We start from the raw sequence: 19,373 nt of genomic DNA on the forward strand, positions 1-19,373 counted from the left end.
CCACGTGACGGATCGCTCGAGTTGATGACCGGGACTACGGGTGACGCGGGCGTCGGCGGTCAGCCGGCCCGACCGTTCCGCTGGGAAGGTGATGTCGCGGATCAGGCCGCTCTGACGGCACTGTCCTCCAAGTTGACGCCCGCACACGCCGGAAAGGCTTGGCGCGTCGTATCGACCGGAGCGCTGGTGTATTGGAACGGCGCTGGATTCGATTCCTTCGCAGAAGCTTTCGGGGCGCTCGGACCGGACGGCGAACCGTGCGCAATCACCATCGGTACGGTCGATACCGGTCCGGCCGGTTCCGATCTCCAGGTGGAAGTGGTCGGTGCTCCGCCCAACCTGACCTTGAATCTGACGATCCCGCGTGGGATCAAGGGCAAGAAGGGTGAGCCAGGTGGGCCGGGCCCGATTCGTCAGGCGGCGGACTACGCCACTGGCACGCACGTCGACCGGACCGTCCCGGTATGGGATTCCGCGACAGAGAAGTGGAAGCCCCGCCCCTATCCCGGACTGCGCGGGCCGTGGACGATCGCCGAGGGGCAAGCCTGGGACGGTGGTGCCGGATTCGCGGCATCGCAGTCGAATATCTCCGCGGCGTTCCATCCCATCGCGCAGCTGAGTGTCCCAGCCCAGGACGTGGACTGGCGTCCCATGATCGCCGGCGGCGTCGTCGTTGGTACTACGGATGGCGCGGGCGATTTCAGTTCCCGCGTCGACGCCGAGGTGCGCATCGGATCGGTCGACGGCCAGATCGTGGCGCTCGGCTCCGGGATGGTCTGGGGCGCTGACAGTTTCAATCGATTCCAGCCGTACTACGGCGCCCGCGGGCTCACGCCGGACAGCACGATCGGCGTCGTTCCGGCCGGGCAGCCGGTGACCCTGCACGTGGTGTTGCGTCGCAACAAGGGCACGGCCAACTACGACTACACCATGGCCAACGCGCAGATCGTGTGCACGGCCCGACCCGTGGGGGCGTTGTGACCATCGAGAACACGGTGAACGAACCGACCGTCGTCTACGACGACGACGTCATGATCACGATGCGCGGTGTCTCCGATTCGGTGGGACTTCCCTACACGGTGAACCCGGTGGAACTCGCCGACCGAGAAGTCATGATCGAGCTTCGCGAGGGCCCGGCGGGTCCGGTCGGCCCGGAGGGGGACCCGGCCTGGCCTTGGCTGTGGGAGGGCGATATCGCCGATCTGGCGGCGCTCACCGCGCTCGGTCTCGGCATGGCGGATGCGCGCAAAGCATGGCGGGTCGTCTCCGAAAACGCGATCTACTACTGGACCGGGCTCGAACTCATAGCGTTCGACAACGCGTTTCGCCGGGTGGGCAGGCCGGGCGCGCCCAATCAGCTCACCGGTGCGGCACTCACCGGTGCGACCGGCTCGACGGCTGCCGCCAGCATGAACGGCACAGCGCCTGCGCAACGGCTGGAGATCACCTTCCCTCGTGGGGAGACCGGTGATGTCGGTGACCCTGGTGCGGCCGGTCGCATCCAGGACGCGGCCGATGTGTTGATCGATGAGGTGCACCCGCTCGGCCAGGACCATGTGCTCGCGTGGGACGCCGCGATCGAGAAGTTCCGGCCCGCCCCGAGCCCGAATCTGGCCGGACCCTGGATCATCGGCGAGAAGCAGTTCACCGGTGGTACCAACATGACCGACCCGTTCAAGGTAGTCGCCGCCATCACCATTCCGGCGCAGCCGATGGCTTGGCGCCCCATCGTCGAGGGGTCCGCCTACGCGTCGGCCGCCAACGGAACCCGCTGCGACTTCGAGGTGCGTATCGGCGGACCCGAGGGTGCGCTCGTCGGTTACGCCCGGGGTCACGCGGTGAGCGCCATCGGCTTCGCATTGATCGCGCCGACGTTCCAGTACCCGATTCAACCCGGCTCGACGGCTGCCGTGGTGGCCGCGAACCAGACCGCCACCCTGTACGTCATCGTGCGCCGAGTGGTCGGCACCGCGAATTACCGGGTCTACACGACCAACGCGCAACTCATCGTGTCCGCCCAGCCCGTATAGCCGACGGCACACGACTCGTCACCGGCTCGCTCTCGGAGCCGGCCACTCACCTCGACCCGGTACGCCGTTCCGGCCGCCGGTTGTCCGAAAGGCATTGATCCATGGCCGATCTGCCCCCGCTGAAGTACGGCAAAGTCGTCGGGCGTTTTCTCGCCAATGTCATCGACGGCCCCGACCTCGGTGATCTTCCTGAATTCCCCCCGCTGACCGGGACCGTCACTTTCAGCGCCGACGCGCCGAAAGTGCTTGTGCCAGGCGCGCAACCCAGCCCAGCGACCTACGTGCAGCTGCCGAACCACTACGAGTGCCAGCTGGACGAGTTCGGATATCTCACCTGGCGCGGTAAGCGGGGTGTGCGCCTTGTGGCGCCGAACTCCGCGACGAATCCTGCCCAGTGGACCTGGCGGGCATCGTTCGACCTGTCGTACGACGGCGAGCGCATTCCGCTGGAGTCCTTCAGTTTCGCGGTCTCCGAGTACGTCCCCGGACCGGACTCGGCCAACCCCGATGCCGGCTCGACCGGACTCGTCGACCTGACTTTGGTGTCGCCGGTGCCGTCCTCGGCCGGTGATGCGGTGGTCATGGGACCTCGCGGCGAAGGCATTCAGATAGATGGCCAGGTCGCGACCTACGCTTCGCTGCCCGCCACCCCGCCCGAAGGTGCACAGTATGTCGTGCAGGCGGATGGGCGGCTGTATGTGTACCACGCCGCGGCGGGCGGCTGGCTGCCGAACGGACAAGGCGTCATCATCCGAGGGCCGGCGGGCACGACCGAGTGGGCGGGCATCACCGGCAAACCCGCTACGTTCCCGCCCACCATCGGCGACACCTCGACCACTGCGGTCGCCGGCGACGACCCGCGGCTCACCAATGCGCGCACCCCGACCTCGCACACTCACCCGGCCAACCAGATTTCCGACTCCACCGCACTGGGGCGTTCCCTGGTCACCGCGGTCGATGCGGCCGCAGCGCGTACCGCGATCGGCACCATCGCGAGCACTGACACGCGTCTCACCGACGCCAGAACGCCCACCGCGGCAGGTCAGCTCTACGACATCGCGTTCAAGTCCCACACCGGAAACCGCGCCGCGGGCGCGGGCAATGTGATGCCCGAGGGACTGCGGATGGAACGGCAGGTCAAGGTCACATCGGTGACATATCGCGGAGAGACGGCCGGCACCGGAAACCTGGTCGTCGAACTCCGGCGCAACGGCACCGTGGTGGCGGGCACCTCGGCCACCATCGCCGCCGCGAATCACGCACAGGACACCACGGTGACCGGCGACTGGACCTTCGCGGTCGGGGAGCGGATCACGGTGGTCGTCACAACTGTGGACAACCCCGCGGGCAAGGGATTGCAGGCCAGCCTGAAGGGGGTGACGGTCTGATGGCGGGAATGGGCCTGGGCGGGCCGCCGATCGACCTCACCGCCGTCTCGAGCGACGCCTCCGAAGAGACCGGCGAGCCGACCGATCAAAGCGGGGTGCCGGAATGGGCCACCACCCGGTCCGGATATCCCGGCACGTGGGCTCCCCCCGCACCGGAGCCCGGCGGTGCCGGTTCGGAAACCGCTTCGGCACAGGAGATTCAACTGCTCCTCAACGAAACCGTTGTGGCCACCGGCCCCGTGGCCGAAGGCGGTGACACCAAGTTGACCGTGCCCGCCGACATCACCATCGCGGCCGGCGACGTACTGACAATGCAGATCGCCGAGGTGGTAACGCAGGAAGCGGAGATGAGCTGATGGCGCTGGTCGTCGTCAGTGGTGTCGTGGAGCCCGCGGTCCCGATGGGCGTGGAGAAGTCCGGTGACCAGCCGGTGCCCGCGGGCTCCAGCGATGTGAAGGTGATCGGCTGGGTTGCTCGCACGGGCTACAGCCAGACGGTGATATCGGGCGACGAACTCGTCTCGAACGGCCGCGGCGCGGTAGTCGTGCGGTGCGGATTCAGTGTCACCGGCACCTTGGCGGTCAACGGCACAAGGAACTTCCAGCTGATGCACAACGACACGGTCGTCAAGTCGCTGGACAGTGGCAACTCGGCGGTGGTCCTGACCGACACACCGCTCGACCTGGAGCGCGGTGATCGGGTGTGGGTGCGGTTGACCGGTTCGCAGTCCTTCACCGCAACCGTGAATGCCGGTGCAGGCACCTACCTGTACTACGACCTCCCCTGACCGCACTCGAGTCGGGACACAGAAGGAAGGTGACCACCGATGCCACTGATTGTTGTCGGCGGAAGCGTTTTTCAACCGTCGGCCATGACGAAGAACGGTACCCACGTGTTGGGTACCAGCGAAGTGTGGGCGGAAGTACCCGGCTGGACTGCCGACACCTCGGGCTTTCCGGGCTCCGTAGTGGTCGGCAATGGGCTGCGGTGCAACGGCTCGGCGTCCGCCGCGACCATCAACGCCGCACTCCCGTTCAGTGCCGGTACCAGCGGAAGCCATCAGGCACGGCTGATGCTCAACGGAACGACCGTCCTCGCGACCGGCGGCATGGTGACCGCTACGTCCGGAACAATGACCGTCGCCGCGACGGTGAGTCTGAACGATGGAGACGTGATCACCGTCCAGGCCTGGCACAACATTGGATTCCAGGCGTTTCGCGCCACCATCGGGGCCGGATCGGGGACATACGTTCGAATCAACTGATCACTCCGCGATTTCGCGGTCTGGCGCCGAAGAAGATTTGCCGCCCGCCCCGACGGCCGCGGGAATCCGGACCGATACAGAAAGGCAGGAAGCCCATGTCGTGGACAGGGGATCCGGTATGGCTCGCCGACGTTCTCCGGGCGGAGGGCCTGCGCGTCGTCGAGTTTCCCGGCTGGCGCGAGCGCGGGCACGGGGATTTCGGTGAGATCTGGGGGATCATCGCCCATCACACGGGGGGATCGCACACGCCGTCGTCCGAAATTGCCTATGGATTCGCGCATTTGGCGGGGCCGTTGTCGCAGTTGCATCTCGACAGGGACGGCACCGTGACGGTTGTCGCCGCAGGTGTGTCGTGGCACGCGGGGCGTGGTCGGTGGCCGGGGCTGCCCGAGGACGACGCGAATTTCCACACCATCGGTATCGAAGCCGTGAACAACGGCACCGAGGGGTGGTCGCGCGAGCAATACGACGCGTACGTGGGGTGCTGCGCGGCGATCCTGCGCAGGATCGGCCACGGGGCCGATCGGGTGATCGGCCACAAGGAATGGGCCGGAACCAAGCAGGGCAAGTGGGATCCCGGCGGCATGGATATGGACCGATTCCGCGCCGATATCGCGGAACGATTGAAAGGCGGTGTGCTGATGGCACTTTCCGATGTGGAGCAGCGCGAACTCCTCGACAAGCTGCGCAGAGTGCATTTCGAGCTCACGTACGGGTTCCAGTCTCGGGTGGCGGATTCCGAGTACCGGGACACGGTGGCCGGCTATGTGCTCAATTCCGACGCCGCCGACTACCGCAACGAGCAGCGGTTGAAGGCGGTCGAGCTCAAGATCGATCGCCTGCTCGACGCCATGGAAGGAAGGATCTGATGTTCGTTACCAAACTTCCCGAGCCCGCGCTGGTGCGCTCGGTGCTCGTCGCGATCACCGGCGTGATCGCGTTCGTCGTCGGCCATCGGATCGATGTCTCGTGGATCGATTCGGTTCTGACGCTTTATGGTCTGCTCACCCCGGTGATCGCGGGCGCGGTCATTCGGCCCGCGGTCACGCCGGCCGTTTCGCGGGACGGCGGACGATGAATGGCGCAGAGTTGGTTGAGTCCCGAATTGGTGCAGGCGTTCGGTGTTGCCGTTGCCACGGTGATCGGCGCGGTCACCGCGTGGCAGGCGCGTGAGGTCGCGAAACTGCGCGCTCGCGTCGAAACTTTGGAAAGCCAGGCGGTCGACGACAAGAAGCGCTTTCGCGACGCGATCCGTTTGATTCGTGCGCTCCAGCAGCACATCGATGAGCTGCGCGGGTTTCTGCGGCTGCATGTTCCCGGGCAGGAACCGCCGGTCGCCCGATACGAAGTCCCATCCTCTTTGCAAGAGGAGATCTGAGCGACTCACTGGATGGGCGTACCTCGGCCCATGAGTCGCGTAATCGCCCAAGCCACAACGCGGTAGGTGAGAACGGCAGGCACGACGACCAGCAGCATTATGCGGAGTGTGACCAGTGCGGCGCTGACGGTGAGGAAGCCGAGGCCGACTCCGTCGGGCGAGCCGAATCCGTGTCGCGCCGACAATGCCGCCAAGACCGGATGCAGGGCGAAGTACAGCACGACCAGGATCGCCGGTATGCGGATCAGCCGCCATCCGGCGAGCAATCGGGAGGTGGCGGGCAGTCTCATCGTGCGAGCTCCGGTCCGGAGGTGAGGAATGCGAGCAGCAGGGCGTTGCCGATCACTCCGCCGGTCGCGAAACGCAAGCGCGGCCCGCTTCGCAGAGGCAGACCGAAGAGGTCGGTTGTGCGGAACAGGCGAGTGAACATGTCGCGGTGACCGAAGGCGCGAGCCGGGGCGAGCGCGAAACCGCTTGCGGAGATGGATATTCCGAGTATCAGTGGACCGCTGTCCATATCTCCGGCACCGTGATGGCCGTCGCCGTATTCGTGGATCGCGCTGAAGCCGAGGACACTTCGCTCCTGGCGGAACAACGCGGTCGCCAACTCCTCGGCGAGTGCGCGGTCCGCGAAGCCGGCGAAGTAGGCCGCCAGCCCGGTTCCGGAGGCGCGTGGGGCGTCGTGTGCCTTCCCGTCGACGCCCATGCGCTGCACCACCAGCCCGGTGCCGCGATCGATCTGTACCGCGCGCACCCGTTGCGCCCAGTGCGCGAGGACCGCCCTGTGGTCGGCGCCGGTCGCGCGGCCGTGTACCGCGATCGCGGCGGCGACGGCTGCGACGTCGGTGGGGTAGGCCTCGCCGGGAAAGGTGTCGAGCAGGCCGGTCGGCGAGGCGAGCAGTCGCCGCTCGAAGGAGGCGATCAGCGCGTCGTGGCGGACCGCGAGGTCGCGCGGGAACGCCGGATCGACGAGGCGCGCCATCCCGAGCGCGAGGGCGGGATAGGAGAGGTAGGCGTGGCCGTCTGGGCTGTCGAGTTCCGCCATCCCGTCCTTGCCGTGCCAGGCCGAGGTGAACTCCGTGCGCATCTCGGGCAGCAGACTCTTGGCTGCCGCGCGGGTCACTATCGGGGCGTAGCGTTCCCGAAATTCGGGGTGTTCCATACAGGCTTGCGCCAGTCCCAGCGCCGTCATCTGGTGCGCGAGCAGCCCCCACATTTCGGCGAGACCCTTTTCCGAGCTGGTCGCACGCCGATGATCGTCATCGGCTTCGAAGGCCACCAATTCCTCGGCGAGTCCACGCACCAGTGCGGGATTCCCGCGGTACCACTCGTCGGCGTCACGACCGCACCACCACCTCGGCAGCAAGCTCGCGATCATCAACGCCACCACGATGCCGATCACAATCGCGACCGGACGGCGGAACTCGTATAACCGACGCACGGCCGGACTCCCCATGATCCGAATCTACCGGAGCTGCTCACGAACACTGCGGGCGCAGAGAACAATTCGCGTCCAGCGGTGCGGCCGGGGGCTGAGGCCTTCGGTGAGCGATGGTTCGGCGTCGACTGCGGAATTGCCCTCGCTGCTGCGGCGGGGATCGTTGCCGGTTCCGGTGTGGCAAGCGCCGAAGCCGTTTAGCCGGTGCAGCCCGGTGCGCCCGCGGCGCAGCAGGTCGCGGACATGTACCCGATCGACAAGATGTTCATGGACCTGGTGAAGGCGTTGTCCTCCGGTTCGTCGAGGACCGCCGCCCAGTAGGCGTTCGCGCGACGAAGTGCCCCGTCTCTCCGTCGGAGGCGGGGCTTTTGCGTTCTGGGTCATGGGGCAGCGATACGGAAAGGGGCCATCCGGTACTTTCATCCGCAAGCTTCGGGCCGAAGCTTGCATTTTGTGCGCATCTCACTTGGCGATTTCGCATGAATTCTTCGGCATTTCCCCAGGTGAAACGTTACAGGTCGATTCTGTGAGATAGATCTCACGGCATGATTCGAGCGAGGGTGAGCCCGTAATACTGCGGTCTTGCGATGGGTGAACGCCGGGCGTCCCGGCGGGCTCGGTTTATCGGGCGCTTATCGGAAATCGCGTTCAATCTGTTGAAATGCCCAGGCCTATCGCCTGGTAGGGAGACTTCTGAGAGTGCCTTTCCGCTACATGCGGCCGTTGTCGGGCGCGGACTGCGGTCGCGAGTGGACGAATTGTGAACCTTTCATCTCGGGCGTCTCGCAAAATTCGCGTTACTCGAATCTCATTCGCATTGACCTGTTCGTCGTTAACAATCGGACCCCTGTGATAGAACACTCTCGTCGGCCACCAACAGGTCGCCGACGGAGGGAAAACTTCTTCCAAGGGGACTGTTTCAAAATGAGGATCATTCGTTCGTTCGGGTTCGCTTTCGCCGCCGCTGCCGGCATCGTGCTGGCCGGTTCCGGCCTCGCCGCCGCGGACGACACGGGCTCGGCCGAGTCGCTGACCACGCTGGCCGAGCTGCTCGCGACCGGTTCGTCGGGTGCGCCGGAGTCGACGTCGACGGAGACCGGTACCGGTTCGGCGGAGTCGTTGGGGCCGCTGTTGGAGCTGCTGGCGACGGGTTCGTCGGGTGCGCCGGAGTCGACGTCGACGGAGACCGGTACCGGTTCGGCGGAGTCGTTGGGGCCGCTGTTGGAGCTGCTGGCGACGGGTTCGTCGGGTACGCCGGAGTCGACGTCGACGGAGACCGGTACCGGTTCAGCGGAGTCGCTGGCGCCGCTGTTGGAGCTCCTCGCCACCGGTTCCTCCGGTGGTGACGCGACGAAGTAATTCGGGTGTCGAGCCGCGCGATAGGCATGTCGTCGACGCGACAGCCCGGGGCCAGCGCGAAATGAGAGCCCCGGGCCAGCGCGACGCGAACTCCACGGCACCGACGCGACATGAATATCTGGCACCGACGCGACGCGTAACCCCGTAACCGACGCAACTTGGCAACTCTGGAGTCGACACAACGCGGTAATCCCGGCGCCGACGTCACGTAATAACCCTGGAGTCGACGCAACGCGGTAATCCCGGCGCGGGATTCCACCGTCGTTCGCCGGGCGTGCGGGCCGGATGCCGCACCAGGCGCAGCACGCGGTGGCCGCCGGTGCTCAGGAAGGCGCACAGCGCGGTGCCGACCAGGCCGGACGCGCCGGTCACCGCGATGGTGGCCGTGCCGAAGCCGTGCTCGGCCCGATGTTCGACTACCGATACCGCCAGCTGGCCGACGACCTGCTGGCCCACCACCGCGCCGCGGACGTGACGCGGTAGTCCTGGCGCCGACGCAACGCGGTAACCCTGGCACCGACGCAACGCGGTAACCCTGGCGCCGACGCAACGCGGTAACCCTGGCATTGACGGGACACCGTGACCCCGCGCCAACGCGACGCGGTATAGCCGCGCCCCAATCGACGCGCCAAACCGCGGCCCCGCAACCAACAAAATTGCCCCGCCTCCTCCGAGGCGGGGCAATTTTCCGTTTAGAGCCCCGCAAGTTCGCCGAAAAACCTACTCGCCAAACCCCCGAGCGCAACACATCGAATCACCTCGATCGAATGTCCGCGCGCCAAAATTCCGTACGGAAGGAACGTTTGCCAGGTCCGGTGACATCCGGCGCCCCGCCCGCCACCTCACGGCTGGCTCCATCCCCGCATGTCAGCCCCGAATCCTGGTAGAGCCACACCGCCGCGCTTCACTCGGAAGTCCCCGCAGGGGTGAACTACTCGTAACTGATCATTTGCGCTGCGTTCATCATCACGTCGGTGCCCGCAAATCTCGCGTGATAGACATATGCCCGCGTCGGCCGCAGCGTGTTGCCGACGAGAGCTTTCGAGGGAAGAGAAGAATTCGATGAGCAAGATTCGTGTGCTCGGCATCGCTGTGGTCGCCGCCGGTATCGTCCTGGGTGGTTCCGGCGTGGCGTCGGCGGAAACCCCGACCGGCTCGGCCGCCGGTTCGTCCAACTTCGCCACCGGCCTGTCCAACCTGCTGACCACCGGCTCGGGCGGCGTGAAGCCGCTGCCGACCTCGACCGAGGCTCCGACCGGTTCCGCCGCCGGTTCGTCCAACTTCGCCACCGGCCTCTCCCGGCTGCTGAGCACCGGCTCCGGCGGCGTGAAGCCGCTGCCGGTCGCGGACGGCTACCCCAACCCCTGGCTGGACGGCTGGGGCGCCGGTTCCTCCAACCTGCTCAACGGCCTCGGCCGATTGATCGGCACCGGCTCGGCGGGCTGATCGCCTCCGACTCGGGTGGCGCGAGGCCGCGGCCCTGATCGCGGCAATCGGCAAGTGCCCATCAGGTGGAGCCAACAGCTCGCCTGCCGAGCAGACCGTGTCGCGCATGGTGGGCCGCCTCGCGTCTGCCCAATCGCATCGCACAGCACCGACAGCGATCGCACCCCAAACATGAAAGAGCGGCCCGAAACCCCGGGCCGCTCTTTCATTTCCGCACCCCTACAGCGGCGTCTTCATCAACACGACGTTGTACTGCGTGTGCACCGTCAGCAGGAAGTACAGATCCGACCCGGTCTGATACGGGAAGATCATCGGCGCGTACGCCGTCGGCAGCGACGCCGCCTCGACCAGCACCCGCGGCGCACTCCACGGTCCCTCCGGCGCCGAAGCCGTCCGCATGACAACGGAATTCGTCGGATCGGTCGTCAGCATGACGAACTGACCGAGGTGCTCGTTCCACATCACCGAGAGCTCGGCGACGCCTTCCACGATCGGCGCGGAGGTCTTGGCGTCCTGCGGCTTCCACGCGCCGCCGTCCCAGTACTCGTAGGAGTCGATGTCGGCGATGGCGGCTTCCCTTGTCCGCGAGACGAACCCGGGATTGTTGCGGCCAGCGGCGGTGCCGTAGCGGTAGACGTAGCCGTCGTGCTTCAGGAAGGCGTTCTGCTGGAAGCGCTCGTGCCCGTCCACGTTCGCGCGGCGGGTGTTGGGCAGCGGGGCCCAGGTCTGGCCGCCGTCACCGGAGACCGCGAGGGTGGCGAAGTTGGTGTGCCACTTGCCGTGATCGCCCCACTCTCGCACCGACATCAGGCTCATGTACTGCACGCCGCCCACCGAGATGCCCGCGGTCGGAATGAGACTGATCTCGATGCCGGGAATCTTGGGGCTCGGCAGCGGATTCGGCACGACGCTGTCGAAAATGATGCCGCCGGACGGATCCTTGGTCGTGCTGCGGAACAGCACGTTCGAGCTCCACGCCCACATGCTGCCCGCGAGCAGGTTCGGAATGCCGAGCCCGGCGCTGTCGCCGAAGGCGGTGATCATCCGGCCGCTGCCGTCGTCCCACATGATGCCGAGATCGGTGCCGATGACGTTGACGTTCTGCGTCCGGTTCGGGCTGTCCATGCCGGTCATCTGGAAGACGGCCTTGGTCGGCCCCGGCAGCTGCGGTAGTCCGCGCCAGCCGTTGAGCACCGGGATCGGGTTGATGTTGTTCGGGTCCGCGACGGCGGGACCCGCCAGCACCACCGTGCAGGCCGCGGCGACGGCCCCGGCTCTGGCGAAAGCGGACAGCGATCGTTTCATCCGGACGGATCCCTTCTGTGGCGCGCGCGTCTGCCCCGAACATTCTGCCTGCCCGCTGCGATTTTGGCGCGCGAGTGAAGTTGTGGGACCGGACACGCCTCGGCCCGAAACGCCGCGGAGCGGCCCGGACGAATCCGGACCGCTCCGCGGGTATTTCGAGCTACGAGCCTCAGAAGGCGGCTTCGTCGAGCTCCATGATGTCGTTGTCCAGGTTGGCGAGGATCGCGCGGGTGGCGGTCAGCTCGGGCAGGACGTTGCGGGCGAAGAACTGCGCCACACCGATCTTGCCGTTGTAGAACGCCACATCCGAGCCGGTGGCACCGGCGTCGAGGGCCGCGATGGCGACCTCGGCCTGGCGCAGCAGCTGCCAACCGATGAGCAGGTCACCGACGGCGAGCAGGAAGCGCACCGAACCAAGGCCGACCTTGTACAGCTCGGACGGCTGCTCCTGAGCGCCCATCAGGTGGCCGGTCAGGGTGGCGGCCATGGCCTGGACATCCTCGAGCGCGGTGGCCAGCAGCTTGCGCTCGCCCTTCAGGCGACCGTTGCCCGCCTCCGACTCGATGAACTTCTGAACCTGGCCGGCAACGTGGGCCAGGGCCACACCGCGATCGCGAGCGATCTTGCGGAAGAAGAAGTCCTGCGCCTGGATCGCGGTGGTGCCCTCGTAGAGCGAGTCGATCTTGGCGTCGCGGATGTACTGCTCGACCGGGTAGTCCTGGAGGAAGCCGGAACCGCCGAAGGTCTGCAGCGACTCGGTCAGGTACTGGTAGGCCCGCTCGGAACCGACGCCCTTGACGATCGGCAGCAGCAGGTCGTTGACCCGGAAGGCCACGTCCTCGTCGGCGCCGGAGACCAGGTTCGCCACGTCGGCGTTCTGGTGCGCGGCGGTGTAGAGGTACACGGCGCGCAGGCCCTCGGCGTAAGCCTTCTGCAGGGCCAGCGAACGACGCACGTCCGGGTGGTGGGTGATGGTGACGCGCGGCGCGGTCTTGTCGGTCATCTGGGTGAGGTCCGCACCCTGCACGCGCTCCTTGGCGTAGGCCAGGGCGTTCAGGTAACCGGTCGACAGGGTCGCGATGGCCTTGGTGCCGACCATCATGCGGGCGTTCTCGATGACGTCGAACATCTGCGCGATGCCGTTGTGCACCTCGCCGACCAGCCAGCCCTTGGCGGGGATGCCGTGGCCGCCGAAGGTCACCTCACAGGTGGCCGAGACCTTGATGCCCATCTTGTGCTCGACGTTGGTGACGAACACGCCGTTGCGGTCGCCCAGGGTCTGGGTCTCGAAGTCGAAGTGGTACTTCGGCACGTAGAACAGCGACAGACCCTTGGTGCCCGGGCCCGCGCCCTCGGGGCGAGCCAGCACCAGGTGCATGATGTTCTCGAACAGGTCGTCGGAGTCACCCGAGGTGATGAAGCGCTTGACGCCCTCGATGTGCCAGGAGCCGTCCTCCTGCTTGATCGCCTTGGTGCGACCGGCGCCGACGTCCGAACCGGCGTCCGGCTCGGTCAGCACCATGGTGGCGCCCCAGTTGCGCTCGGCGATGATCTGAGCCCACTTCTTCTGCTCGTCGGTGCCGTTGTTGTAGAACACCTGCGCGAAGCCGGGGCCGGCGCCGTACATCTGAGCGGGCGGGTTGGCGCCGAGGATCATCTCGCTCAGTGCCCAGACCACGCTGGACGGAGCGCCGAGGCCGCCGAGCTCCTCGCGGACGCCGACCTTCATCCACTCACCCTCTTCGAGGGCGCGGTAGGACTTCTTGAACGCTTCCGGCAGGGTGACGGTGTGAGTCTCGGGATCGAAGACCGGCGGGTTGCGGTCGCCCTCGACGAAGGACTCGGCCAGCGGGCCCTCGGCCAGGCGACGCACCTCGTTGAGCATCTCCTTGACGGTGTCGCTGTCCAGGTCGCCGTAGGCGCCCGCGTCGAGGAGGGTGCCCAGTCCGAGGACCTCGAAGAGGTTGAACTCAAGGTCGCGGACGTTGCTCTTGTAGTGACCCATGGTCTGTACTCACTCTCCGTTGAGTTGGTGCGGTCGGTTTGGTTGCCGTTCCCGCCCGTTGTCGCCACCGGGGTAGTGTCCGGTTTTCCGCATGCTACTCGCGGGTAACTTATGCGCCATATTACCGGCCGGTAAGGGGCTGGCAAAGACTGCGGGGCGCAATGTGACGCGATAAACAGCCTCTGAGCGTGGCATCTGTGCTCTCCACGCGGTCGCGGCTACGGTGAGGTGTGCAGATCGAGACGAGCGCGGGTCCCGCGGAGATCGAGCTCGACCGGCCGCGCAAGCCCGCCTTCCTGCTGCTGCTCACCCACGGCTCCGGCGGCGGGGTGGAGGCGAAAGATCTTATGGTGGTGCGCGATTCGGCGCTCGAGCTGGGTGGCGCGGTGGCCAGAGTGGTGCAGCCCTACCGCGTCGCTGGGCGGCGCGCACCGGGCTCGGCGGTCAAGCAGGACGACGCTTGGCTGGAGATCGTGGCCGCGCTGCGCAAGAAAGTGCGCGGGGTTCCCGTGATCCAGGGTGGACGCAGCAACGGGGCCAGGGTCGCCTGTCGTACGGCGATCGCGGCGCGTGCTCGTGGCGTGCTCGCGCTCTCGTTTCCGCTGCATCCGCCGGGGAAGCCGGAGAAATCGCGGCGCGAGGAACTGCTCGCGCCGGGGGACATCGAGGTTGTTGTGATCAATGGGGCCAACGACCCCTTCGGCGTGCCCGATTCCGCCGACGCGGCCGAGGTGCGGGTGATCCCGGGGCAGCCGCATTCGTTCCGTGCGGGGTTCGACACCATCGCCGCGACCGTGCAGCCATGGTTGCGCCGCTGGTCGGAGTAGGTGCGCTCCGGCGGCGCAGCCGAGCTGGTAGCGCGCTTTTCGTCCCGGTGACCGTCTTTGCCGCGACTCAGGCAGTCGTCTCGGGCTCGGCGGGTTCCGGTGCGGGCTTGGTCGCGATGACCAGCGCGTCGATGGCGTCCCTGTGCTCGGTCGGTCGCAGCACCCGTTCGGCGGTGCGGATCTCCAGGTCGGAGGTCGAAGCGAGGTCGGCGACGATGTCGTCGGGCGTGAAGAGGATCGAGGGGTCCGGCGGTCCGCCGAAGCCTTCCGTCAGGTTGAGGGTGTCGTGGCCGAGGACGAGCAGCGTGCCCGCCGGGGTGAGCAGTTCGGCGGCGCGGCGCAGTACCGCGCGGCGCTGGTCGGCGGGCAGGTGCAGGAAGACGATCAGCACCAGCTCGTACGGGCCGGTGATCCCGGCGGCGTCGAGATCGGTGACGTCGGCGCACTGCCAGGTGATGCGGCCCCGCACCGACCGGGACAACCGCGTGGCCACGGTACGCCCCTTGTCGATGCCGACCTGCGAATAGTCGACCGCGTGCACCTCCCAGCCGTGGGTGGCGAGCCAGACCGCGTTGCGCCCTTCGCCGCACGCCAGGTCCAGCGCGCGCGGCAGGGACTCGCCGTCGACGGTGTCGGGCCGCGGCGGCACGCGCCGTTCCAGCCCGTAGACGTGCTCCACCACGGTGCTGTTCGGTGGTGCGCCCCAGACCAATTCACTCTGCGCGTACCGCGCGTCCCAATCGGCCGCATCCATACCCGCGAGTCTAGGAACCGCCGCGCTCGGGCGAACTGTCGGTACCGCGCCGTCCGCACTAGGCCGGGGACTCGGCAATGGTGCACCGGGTTACCGCCGCAGCCGCACCCTTGCCGCCCGCGCTGCTTGTCGGCCTCGAGCCCGCCGCGGAGTGCCCGGCCGCACCGCGCTGTCGGCACGCGCCGAGCCCGAGCCGCCACCGCCGCCGCCGTTGCGCCGCCCGCGCTGCTTGTCGGCCTCGAGCCCGGCGCGGAGTGCCTGGCCGCACCACGTCGTCGGCGCGCGCCGAGCCCAAGCCGCCACCGTTGCGCCGCCCGCGCTGCTTGTCGGCCTCGAGCCCGGGTGGACTGCCTGGCCGCACCACGCCGTCGGCACGTGCCGAGCCCGAGCCGCCACCGCCGCCACCGTTGCGCCGCCCGCGCTGCTTGTCGGCCTCGAGCCCGGCGCGGAGTGCCTGGCCGCACCACGCCGTCGGCACGCGCCGAGCCCGAGCTGCCACAGCATTGCGGCCGTCGCCCGCTCGGGGAGTCCACGGAAATCGACGGGAGTCATATGGTGGCTTGTCGATCTTGAGCAGCCACCCTTTGACTACCGTCGAATCCATTTCTCTATCGAGCGGTAGTCAAAGGGTGGTTGGGGGTGCACTCCCGCACCCGTCGGCGCCGCTCAGCCGGAGAACGTCGGCAACCACTGCACGGGGGACGTCTCGCGGATATGCACGAGCACGTCGAACGCGCCCGCCAGCGACGGCACGCTGATGTGCGCCTCGGCGTCCTTCGCCGGGTCGTAGATTCCGCTGATCGTGCGCAGCTCGGCCGGGGCGTGGCGCCACGCGTCCACCGATTCCGTTGCCGCCGTGCGCAAGTCGACGGCGAACGCGGGCAGGTCCACTTCGCCGAGCAGCGCGTCCACCAGCTCCGGCCGGGGCCGCGGCGCCTGAGCCATTCCGAGATCGCCGTGGTGGAATCCGATGGCGACGGCGACATAGTCCGTGCCGAAGTGATCGCGCAGGTGAGCGCCCGTCCCGCGGAACTCGCCCGCGGCCGAGCCGACGCCGAGCGCCTGCGCGCTGACGTGGGCAATCCCGTCCCAATACGCGATCTTCGCGCCGGTCTCGCGCTGCCATTCGATGACGCGCTCGGCCGACGGCCGCTCGTCGCGGGCGAAGCCGCCCTGTCCGGCCACGCTGTGCTCGTGGAAATCGACGATCAGTCGCGCGTGTGCGCGGGCCGTGCGGTGCTCATCGCTGTCGGGCAGTCCGTCGAGCAGGGCGAGCGCGTCGCGGGCGTGTTCGGCGAACGGGCGCCCGGGATGAATGCCTTGGTGGCGCTGGACGTGCTCGTCGATCTGATGCGCGGTGCGGATGGGGCTCAGATGGGATTCGGCGCGTTCCAGCCGATCCGGCGCGACCCGGCGCAGGTAGTCCAGCACCGCGTCGTAGTCGGAGGGTTCGGCGCCCGGCGGTTCGACGCCGAGAACGCGGATCGGGTCGTCCGGGTGCTGCTGATTGAACAGCCTGATCCAGGTCAGCGTTTCGACCATCTCGACCGTCCGCAGCGGCCGCCACGCCCCGGCCAGCGCGGCTTCCGGATCGCCCGCCCCGGTGCGGACGTACTCGTCGAGGCGCTCGCCGGAACGCGCGCTGTCCTGGATCGCCAACGCGCGGAACCCGTGCCGTTCGACGAGCGCGCGGAAGAGCCGCTCCCGCACGCCGTAGGTCTGCCGGGAGAACCTGGTCGACTCGCCGAGCCCGACGATCGTCGCCGAGCCGAGGGATTCGACGAGTTCGTCGAGATCCGGCCCGACGAAGCCCGGCTCGGTGTCCGCCACGGGACGCGCGGCGGTGCGCAGCCAGGCCGCCAGTTCGGCGGAGACGATGCTGGATGCAGAAGTCACTGTTCCTCCCGGAGTTTCGCGTTCTGCCGCCAGCCTCATACATCAAGCATTGTTGAGGTCAAGCGCTCCGGAAAAGGGAAACGGGGCGCCCGCGGATCGCGGACACCCCGTTGAGAAGTGCGGCGGCCATTGGCGCGCAGAACCTGATTACAACGTGGTACGCATCAACACCACGTTGTACTGACTGTGCACCGTCGTCATGAAGTACAGATCGCGCCCGGTCTGATACGGGAAGATCGACGGCGCGTAGGCCGACGGCAGTTCCCTGGTGTCGATCAAGACCTCAGGGTCGCTCCACGGCCCCGCGGGCGAGGAGGCCCGCCGCATCACGACCGAGTTGAACGGGTCGGTGGTCAGCGAGATGTATTGGCCGAGATAGTCGTTCCACATGACCGACAGTTCGCCGACGCCCCACATGATCGGCGCCGCCGCGTTGACGTCGTTCTTGCGCCAGCCTTCGCCGTCCCAATACTCGTACTCGCCGAGGTTCTGGATGTCGTGCTCGCGCACCCGCGCGACGTACGCCGCGTTGTCGCGTCCGGAAGGGGTGCCGTACTCGTAGACGTATCCGCCGCTCTTCAAGAAGGCGTTCATCTGGAAGTTGGCGTTGCCGCCCTCGTTCGGACGGCGGGTGTGCCCGAGATCCGCCCAGGTCTCACCGTTGTCGGCGGAGGCGGCGAGGCCCGAGTAGTTGGTGGTCCACTCGCCGACGTTGTCCCAGGTCTTCACCGACATCATGCTCATGTACTGGACGCCGTCGACCGCGATGCCCGCGGTCGGAATGCGGCTGATCTCGATGAACGGAATCTTCGGGCTCGGAACGAGATCGCGCGCTTGGCCGAAGACATCGCGCACCGCGCTGTCGAAATAGATGCCGTTGGAGGGGTCCTTGGTGTTGCTGCGCACCAGGATGTTGCTGCGCCATGCCCACATGCTGCCCGCGAGCAGGTTGGGGAAGCCGAGTCCTGCGGTGTCACCGAACGCGGTCAGCATCTCGCCGTGGCCGTTGTCCCACATGATGCCCAGATCGGTGCCGAGCACGTTGTAGGTCTGCGTGTTGTTGGGGCTCGCCATGCCGGTCACCTGGAACACCGCTCGGCTGCGACCGGCCAGATTCGGCAGACCGGTGGTGCCGTTGAGCACGGGAATCGGGTTGATCGCGTTCGGGTTTGCCGTGGCGGGGGTAGTTGCCGTGAGAAGCAAGGCCGTGCCACCCGCCAGAGTCGAAAGCAGGATTCTTGCGGTCTTGTTCAAAGTCGTAGGCCCTCCGGGTCTCGCCGAAACAGACCTCGACACACCACCCCCCGATGTGTCCCGAAGCACATTTCGAATGGCTGGCAAATCGACGGAAATGCTAGCAGTCGAACCGGGGAAATTGGTGGCTTGCGATCTTGTCCCTACGAATTGTTGCTTTCGTTGTGCGATGTTCCATCTCGCTTCATGGCCAATCGCAGGATCAACGGCAGCTGCGTAGCGCGCTCGATCCCGAAGGTGCGCCTTGCCGACGCGTGCCAGGACCGCTCGAACAGCCGCTTGGCGCCCGCCACCGCGTGCGGGGGGCGCGCCGCGATGCGTTCGGCGAGCTTCTCGGCGGCCGCGAGCGGGTCGGCGGTCACCTCGGTGACCAGGCCGATGCGCTCCGCGTAGGCGGCGTCGACCACGTCGGCGGTCATGGTCAGCAGCAGCGCCTTGTCGATGCCGATCAACCGGGAAAGGGTCGCCGCGCCGGTCATGTCGGGGACCAGGCCGTGCTTGGCCTCCATCACCGAGAATTCGGCGTCGGGGGTGGCGAAGCGGACGTCGGCGGCCAGCGCGATCTGCAATCCGCCGCCGAAACAGCGACCGTGCACCGCCGCTATGACCGGAACATCCAGCCGCCGCCAAGCCCAGCAAGCCTCTTGAAAAGTGTTGGTGCCGCGCCAGGGTAGCGGCACGAAATTCAGCGCGCCCTTGAGCGGGTCTTTGGTCGCTTTGGCGACGTCCAAGCCGCTGCTGAAGCTGGGGCCGTTCCCGGACAGGATCACAGCCCGGACGGCCTTCCGCTTCGCGACCGTCCGCGCGGCGTCGACCAAGTCCTCGAGCATCTCGATGGTCAGTCCGTTGTGCTTGTCCGGCCGGTTCAGGTTCACGTAGGCGCGTTCGCCGTCGAACCGCAGCGCGATGTGGGATCCCATGGCCAGATCTTACTCTGGAGTCAGTTCTTGTCCACGGGCTATTGCCCTGGTCGGAGGGGTCTGCTTCAATCGGAAACAGGTTACCGTCAATGTTGACGGTAACTGGAGT

Annotated in this window: 20 protein-coding genes and 1 pseudogene; 12 read left to right on the forward strand and 9 right to left on the reverse strand. The window is 67.1% G+C overall.

Features of this window, described 5'->3' with window-relative positions; genetic code table 11:
• The first annotated feature begins 24 nt into the window (after positions 1–24).
• The 9 genes from FB390_RS07270 (at position 25) to FB390_RS07310 (ending at position 6,060) form a co-directional block, all read left to right on the forward strand.
• The gene (locus FB390_RS07270; RefSeq protein WP_141808251.1) at positions 25–981 is read left to right on the forward strand and encodes a hypothetical protein; all 957 of its coding nucleotides are present in this window, start codon (positions 25–27) and stop codon (positions 979–981) included.
• Positions 978–2,030, forward strand: coding sequence for a hypothetical protein (locus FB390_RS07275; RefSeq protein WP_185756969.1), 1,053 nt, complete (start codon positions 978–980; stop codon positions 2,028–2,030). The genes FB390_RS07270 and FB390_RS07275 overlap by 4 nt, the downstream gene beginning before the upstream one ends.
• Before the next feature lie 101 nt (positions 2,031–2,131).
• Positions 2,132–3,418: a hypothetical protein gene (locus tag FB390_RS07280; RefSeq protein WP_141808253.1), complete on the forward strand. Its 1,287-nt coding sequence runs from the start codon at positions 2,132–2,134 to the stop codon at positions 3,416–3,418.
• Between the two features lie 8 nt (positions 3,419–3,426).
• A complete protein-coding gene (locus tag FB390_RS07285; protein ID WP_141808254.1) occupies positions 3,427–3,774 on the forward strand; it encodes a hypothetical protein in 348 nt (115 codons plus the stop codon).
• Complete coding sequence (locus FB390_RS07290) at positions 3,774–4,205, forward strand: complement C1q domain-containing protein (RefSeq protein ID WP_141808255.1); 432 nt, start codon at positions 3,774–3,776, stop codon at positions 4,203–4,205. Before FB390_RS07285 ends, FB390_RS07290 begins: the two co-directional genes overlap by 1 nt.
• A gap of 84 nt (positions 4,206–4,289) precedes the next feature.
• Positions 4,290–4,682 carry a hypothetical protein gene (locus FB390_RS07295; protein ID WP_141808256.1) on the forward strand — a complete coding sequence of 131 codons (393 nt, stop codon included), beginning with the start codon at positions 4,290–4,292 and terminating at the stop codon, positions 4,680–4,682.
• 95 nt (positions 4,683–4,777) lie between these two features.
• On the forward strand, positions 4,778–5,551 hold the full coding sequence (locus FB390_RS07300) for an N-acetylmuramoyl-L-alanine amidase (protein WP_141808257.1): 774 nt from the start codon (positions 4,778–4,780) through the stop codon (positions 5,549–5,551).
• Positions 5,551–5,760 carry a hypothetical protein gene (locus FB390_RS07305; RefSeq protein WP_141808258.1) on the forward strand — a complete coding sequence of 70 codons (210 nt, stop codon included), beginning with the start codon at positions 5,551–5,553 and terminating at the stop codon, positions 5,758–5,760. The genes FB390_RS07300 and FB390_RS07305 overlap by 1 nt, the downstream gene beginning before the upstream one ends.
• A complete protein-coding gene (locus FB390_RS07310) occupies positions 5,761–6,060 on the forward strand; it encodes a hypothetical protein (RefSeq protein WP_141808259.1) in 300 nt (99 codons plus the stop codon).
• Positions 6,061–6,065: 5 nt separating this feature from the next.
• On the opposite strand, the gene FB390_RS07315 is transcribed toward FB390_RS07310, so the two are convergent.
• Both FB390_RS07315 and FB390_RS07320 read right to left on the reverse strand, forming a co-directional pair.
• A complete protein-coding gene (locus tag FB390_RS07315) occupies positions 6,066–6,350 on the reverse strand; it encodes a hypothetical protein (RefSeq protein WP_141808260.1) in 285 nt (94 codons plus the stop codon).
• Positions 6,347–7,516, reverse strand: a complete 1,170-nt coding sequence (locus FB390_RS07320; protein ID WP_141808261.1) for a hypothetical protein — start codon at positions 7,514–7,516, stop codon at positions 6,347–6,349. Before FB390_RS07320 ends, FB390_RS07315 begins: the two co-directional genes overlap by 4 nt.
• 906 nt (positions 7,517–8,422) lie before the next feature.
• Here FB390_RS07320 and FB390_RS07325 point away from each other — a divergent pair.
• The gene (locus FB390_RS07325; protein ID WP_141808262.1) at positions 8,423–8,857 is read left to right on the forward strand and encodes a hypothetical protein; all 435 of its coding nucleotides are present in this window, start codon (positions 8,423–8,425) and stop codon (positions 8,855–8,857) included.
• A gap of 219 nt (positions 8,858–9,076) precedes the next feature.
• Here FB390_RS07325 and FB390_RS34105 read toward each other — a convergent pair.
• Positions 9,077–9,292 (reverse strand): annotated as a pseudogene (locus FB390_RS34105) (NAD-dependent epimerase/dehydratase family protein); the annotation flags it as partial.
• Between the two features lie 627 nt (positions 9,293–9,919).
• On the opposite strand from FB390_RS34105, the gene FB390_RS07335 reads away from it, so the two are divergent.
• Positions 9,920–10,303 (forward strand): hypothetical protein, encoded by a 384-nt coding sequence (locus FB390_RS07335; RefSeq protein WP_141808263.1) that lies wholly within the window; start codon positions 9,920–9,922, stop codon positions 10,301–10,303.
• A 219-nt stretch (positions 10,304–10,522) separates the two neighbouring features.
• On the opposite strand, the gene FB390_RS07340 is transcribed toward FB390_RS07335, so the two are convergent.
• Both FB390_RS07340 and FB390_RS07345 read right to left on the reverse strand, forming a co-directional pair.
• Entirely contained in the window at positions 10,523–11,608 is a 1,086-nt protein-coding gene (locus FB390_RS07340; RefSeq protein WP_141808264.1) for a glycoside hydrolase family 183 protein, read from the reverse strand.
• Between the two features lie 169 nt (positions 11,609–11,777).
• On the reverse strand, positions 11,778–13,613 hold the full coding sequence (locus FB390_RS07345; RefSeq protein WP_141808265.1) for an acyl-CoA dehydrogenase: 1,836 nt from the start codon (positions 13,611–13,613) through the stop codon (positions 11,778–11,780).
• Positions 13,614–13,843: 230 nt separating this feature from the next.
• On the opposite strand from FB390_RS07345, the gene FB390_RS07350 reads away from it, so the two are divergent.
• Entirely contained in the window at positions 13,844–14,440 is a 597-nt protein-coding gene (locus tag FB390_RS07350; RefSeq protein ID WP_141808266.1) for an alpha/beta hydrolase family protein, read from the forward strand.
• 67 nt (positions 14,441–14,507) lie between these two features.
• Here FB390_RS07350 and FB390_RS07355 read toward each other — a convergent pair whose 3' ends face one another.
• The 4 genes from FB390_RS07355 to FB390_RS07370 form a co-directional block, all read right to left on the reverse strand.
• On the reverse strand, positions 14,508–15,194 hold the full coding sequence (locus FB390_RS07355) for a class I SAM-dependent methyltransferase (RefSeq protein WP_141808267.1): 687 nt from the start codon (positions 15,192–15,194) through the stop codon (positions 14,508–14,510).
• Positions 15,195–15,860: 666 nt separating this feature from the next.
• The gene (locus FB390_RS07360; RefSeq protein ID WP_246123900.1) at positions 15,861–17,090 is read right to left on the reverse strand and encodes an erythromycin esterase family protein; all 1,230 of its coding nucleotides are present in this window, start codon (positions 17,088–17,090) and stop codon (positions 15,861–15,863) included.
• Positions 17,091–17,237: 147 nt separating this feature from the next.
• Entirely contained in the window at positions 17,238–18,344 is a 1,107-nt protein-coding gene (locus FB390_RS07365) for a glycoside hydrolase family 183 protein (protein ID WP_141808269.1), read from the reverse strand.
• A gap of 143 nt (positions 18,345–18,487) precedes the next feature.
• Complete coding sequence (locus tag FB390_RS07370) at positions 18,488–19,252, reverse strand: crotonase/enoyl-CoA hydratase family protein (protein ID WP_185757217.1); 765 nt, start codon at positions 19,250–19,252, stop codon at positions 18,488–18,490.
• Between the last annotated feature and the right edge of the window lie 121 nt (positions 19,253–19,373).

Origin of the sequence: Nocardia bhagyanarayanae, from assembly GCF_006716565.1 — a bacterium.
In the GTDB taxonomy this organism is placed as follows: domain Bacteria; phylum Actinomycetota; class Actinomycetes; order Mycobacteriales; family Mycobacteriaceae; genus Nocardia; species Nocardia bhagyanarayanae.

What these genes read in the sequence shown, in the direction of transcription:
- FB390_RS07345 (WP_141808265.1), bottom strand. Translation starts at nt 13,613, where the DNA reads ATGGGTCACTACAAGAGCAACGTCCGCGACCTTGAGTTCAACCTCTTC.
- FB390_RS07300 (WP_141808257.1), top strand. Translation starts at nt 4,778, where the DNA reads ATGTCGTGGACAGGGGATCCGGTATGGCTCGCCGACGTTCTCCGGGCG.
- FB390_RS07340 (WP_141808264.1), bottom strand. Translation starts at nt 11,608, where the DNA reads ATGAAACGATCGCTGTCCGCTTTCGCCAGAGCCGGGGCCGTCGCCGCG.
- FB390_RS07270 (WP_141808251.1), top strand. Translation starts at nt 25, where the DNA reads ATGACCGGGACTACGGGTGACGCGGGCGTCGGCGGTCAGCCGGCCCGA.
- FB390_RS07290 (WP_141808255.1), top strand. Translation starts at nt 3,774, where the DNA reads ATGGCGCTGGTCGTCGTCAGTGGTGTCGTGGAGCCCGCGGTCCCGATG.
- FB390_RS07295 (WP_141808256.1), top strand. Translation starts at nt 4,290, where the DNA reads ATGACGAAGAACGGTACCCACGTGTTGGGTACCAGCGAAGTGTGGGCG.
- FB390_RS07320 (WP_141808261.1), bottom strand. Translation starts at nt 7,516, where the DNA reads ATGGGGAGTCCGGCCGTGCGTCGGTTATACGAGTTCCGCCGTCCGGTC.
- FB390_RS07305 (WP_141808258.1), top strand. Translation starts at nt 5,551, where the DNA reads ATGTTCGTTACCAAACTTCCCGAGCCCGCGCTGGTGCGCTCGGTGCTC.
- FB390_RS07285 (WP_141808254.1), top strand. Translation starts at nt 3,427, where the DNA reads ATGGGCCTGGGCGGGCCGCCGATCGACCTCACCGCCGTCTCGAGCGAC.
- FB390_RS07325 (WP_141808262.1), top strand. Translation starts at nt 8,423, where the DNA reads ATGAGGATCATTCGTTCGTTCGGGTTCGCTTTCGCCGCCGCTGCCGGC.
- FB390_RS07310 (WP_141808259.1), top strand. Translation starts at nt 5,761, where the DNA reads ATGGCGCAGAGTTGGTTGAGTCCCGAATTGGTGCAGGCGTTCGGTGTT.
- FB390_RS07355 (WP_141808267.1), bottom strand. Translation starts at nt 15,194, where the DNA reads ATGGATGCGGCCGATTGGGACGCGCGGTACGCGCAGAGTGAATTGGTC.
- FB390_RS07280 (WP_141808253.1), top strand. Translation starts at nt 2,132, where the DNA reads ATGGCCGATCTGCCCCCGCTGAAGTACGGCAAAGTCGTCGGGCGTTTT.
- FB390_RS07335 (WP_141808263.1), top strand. Translation starts at nt 9,920, where the DNA reads ATGAGCAAGATTCGTGTGCTCGGCATCGCTGTGGTCGCCGCCGGTATC.
- FB390_RS07315 (WP_141808260.1), bottom strand. Translation starts at nt 6,350, where the DNA reads ATGAGACTGCCCGCCACCTCCCGATTGCTCGCCGGATGGCGGCTGATC.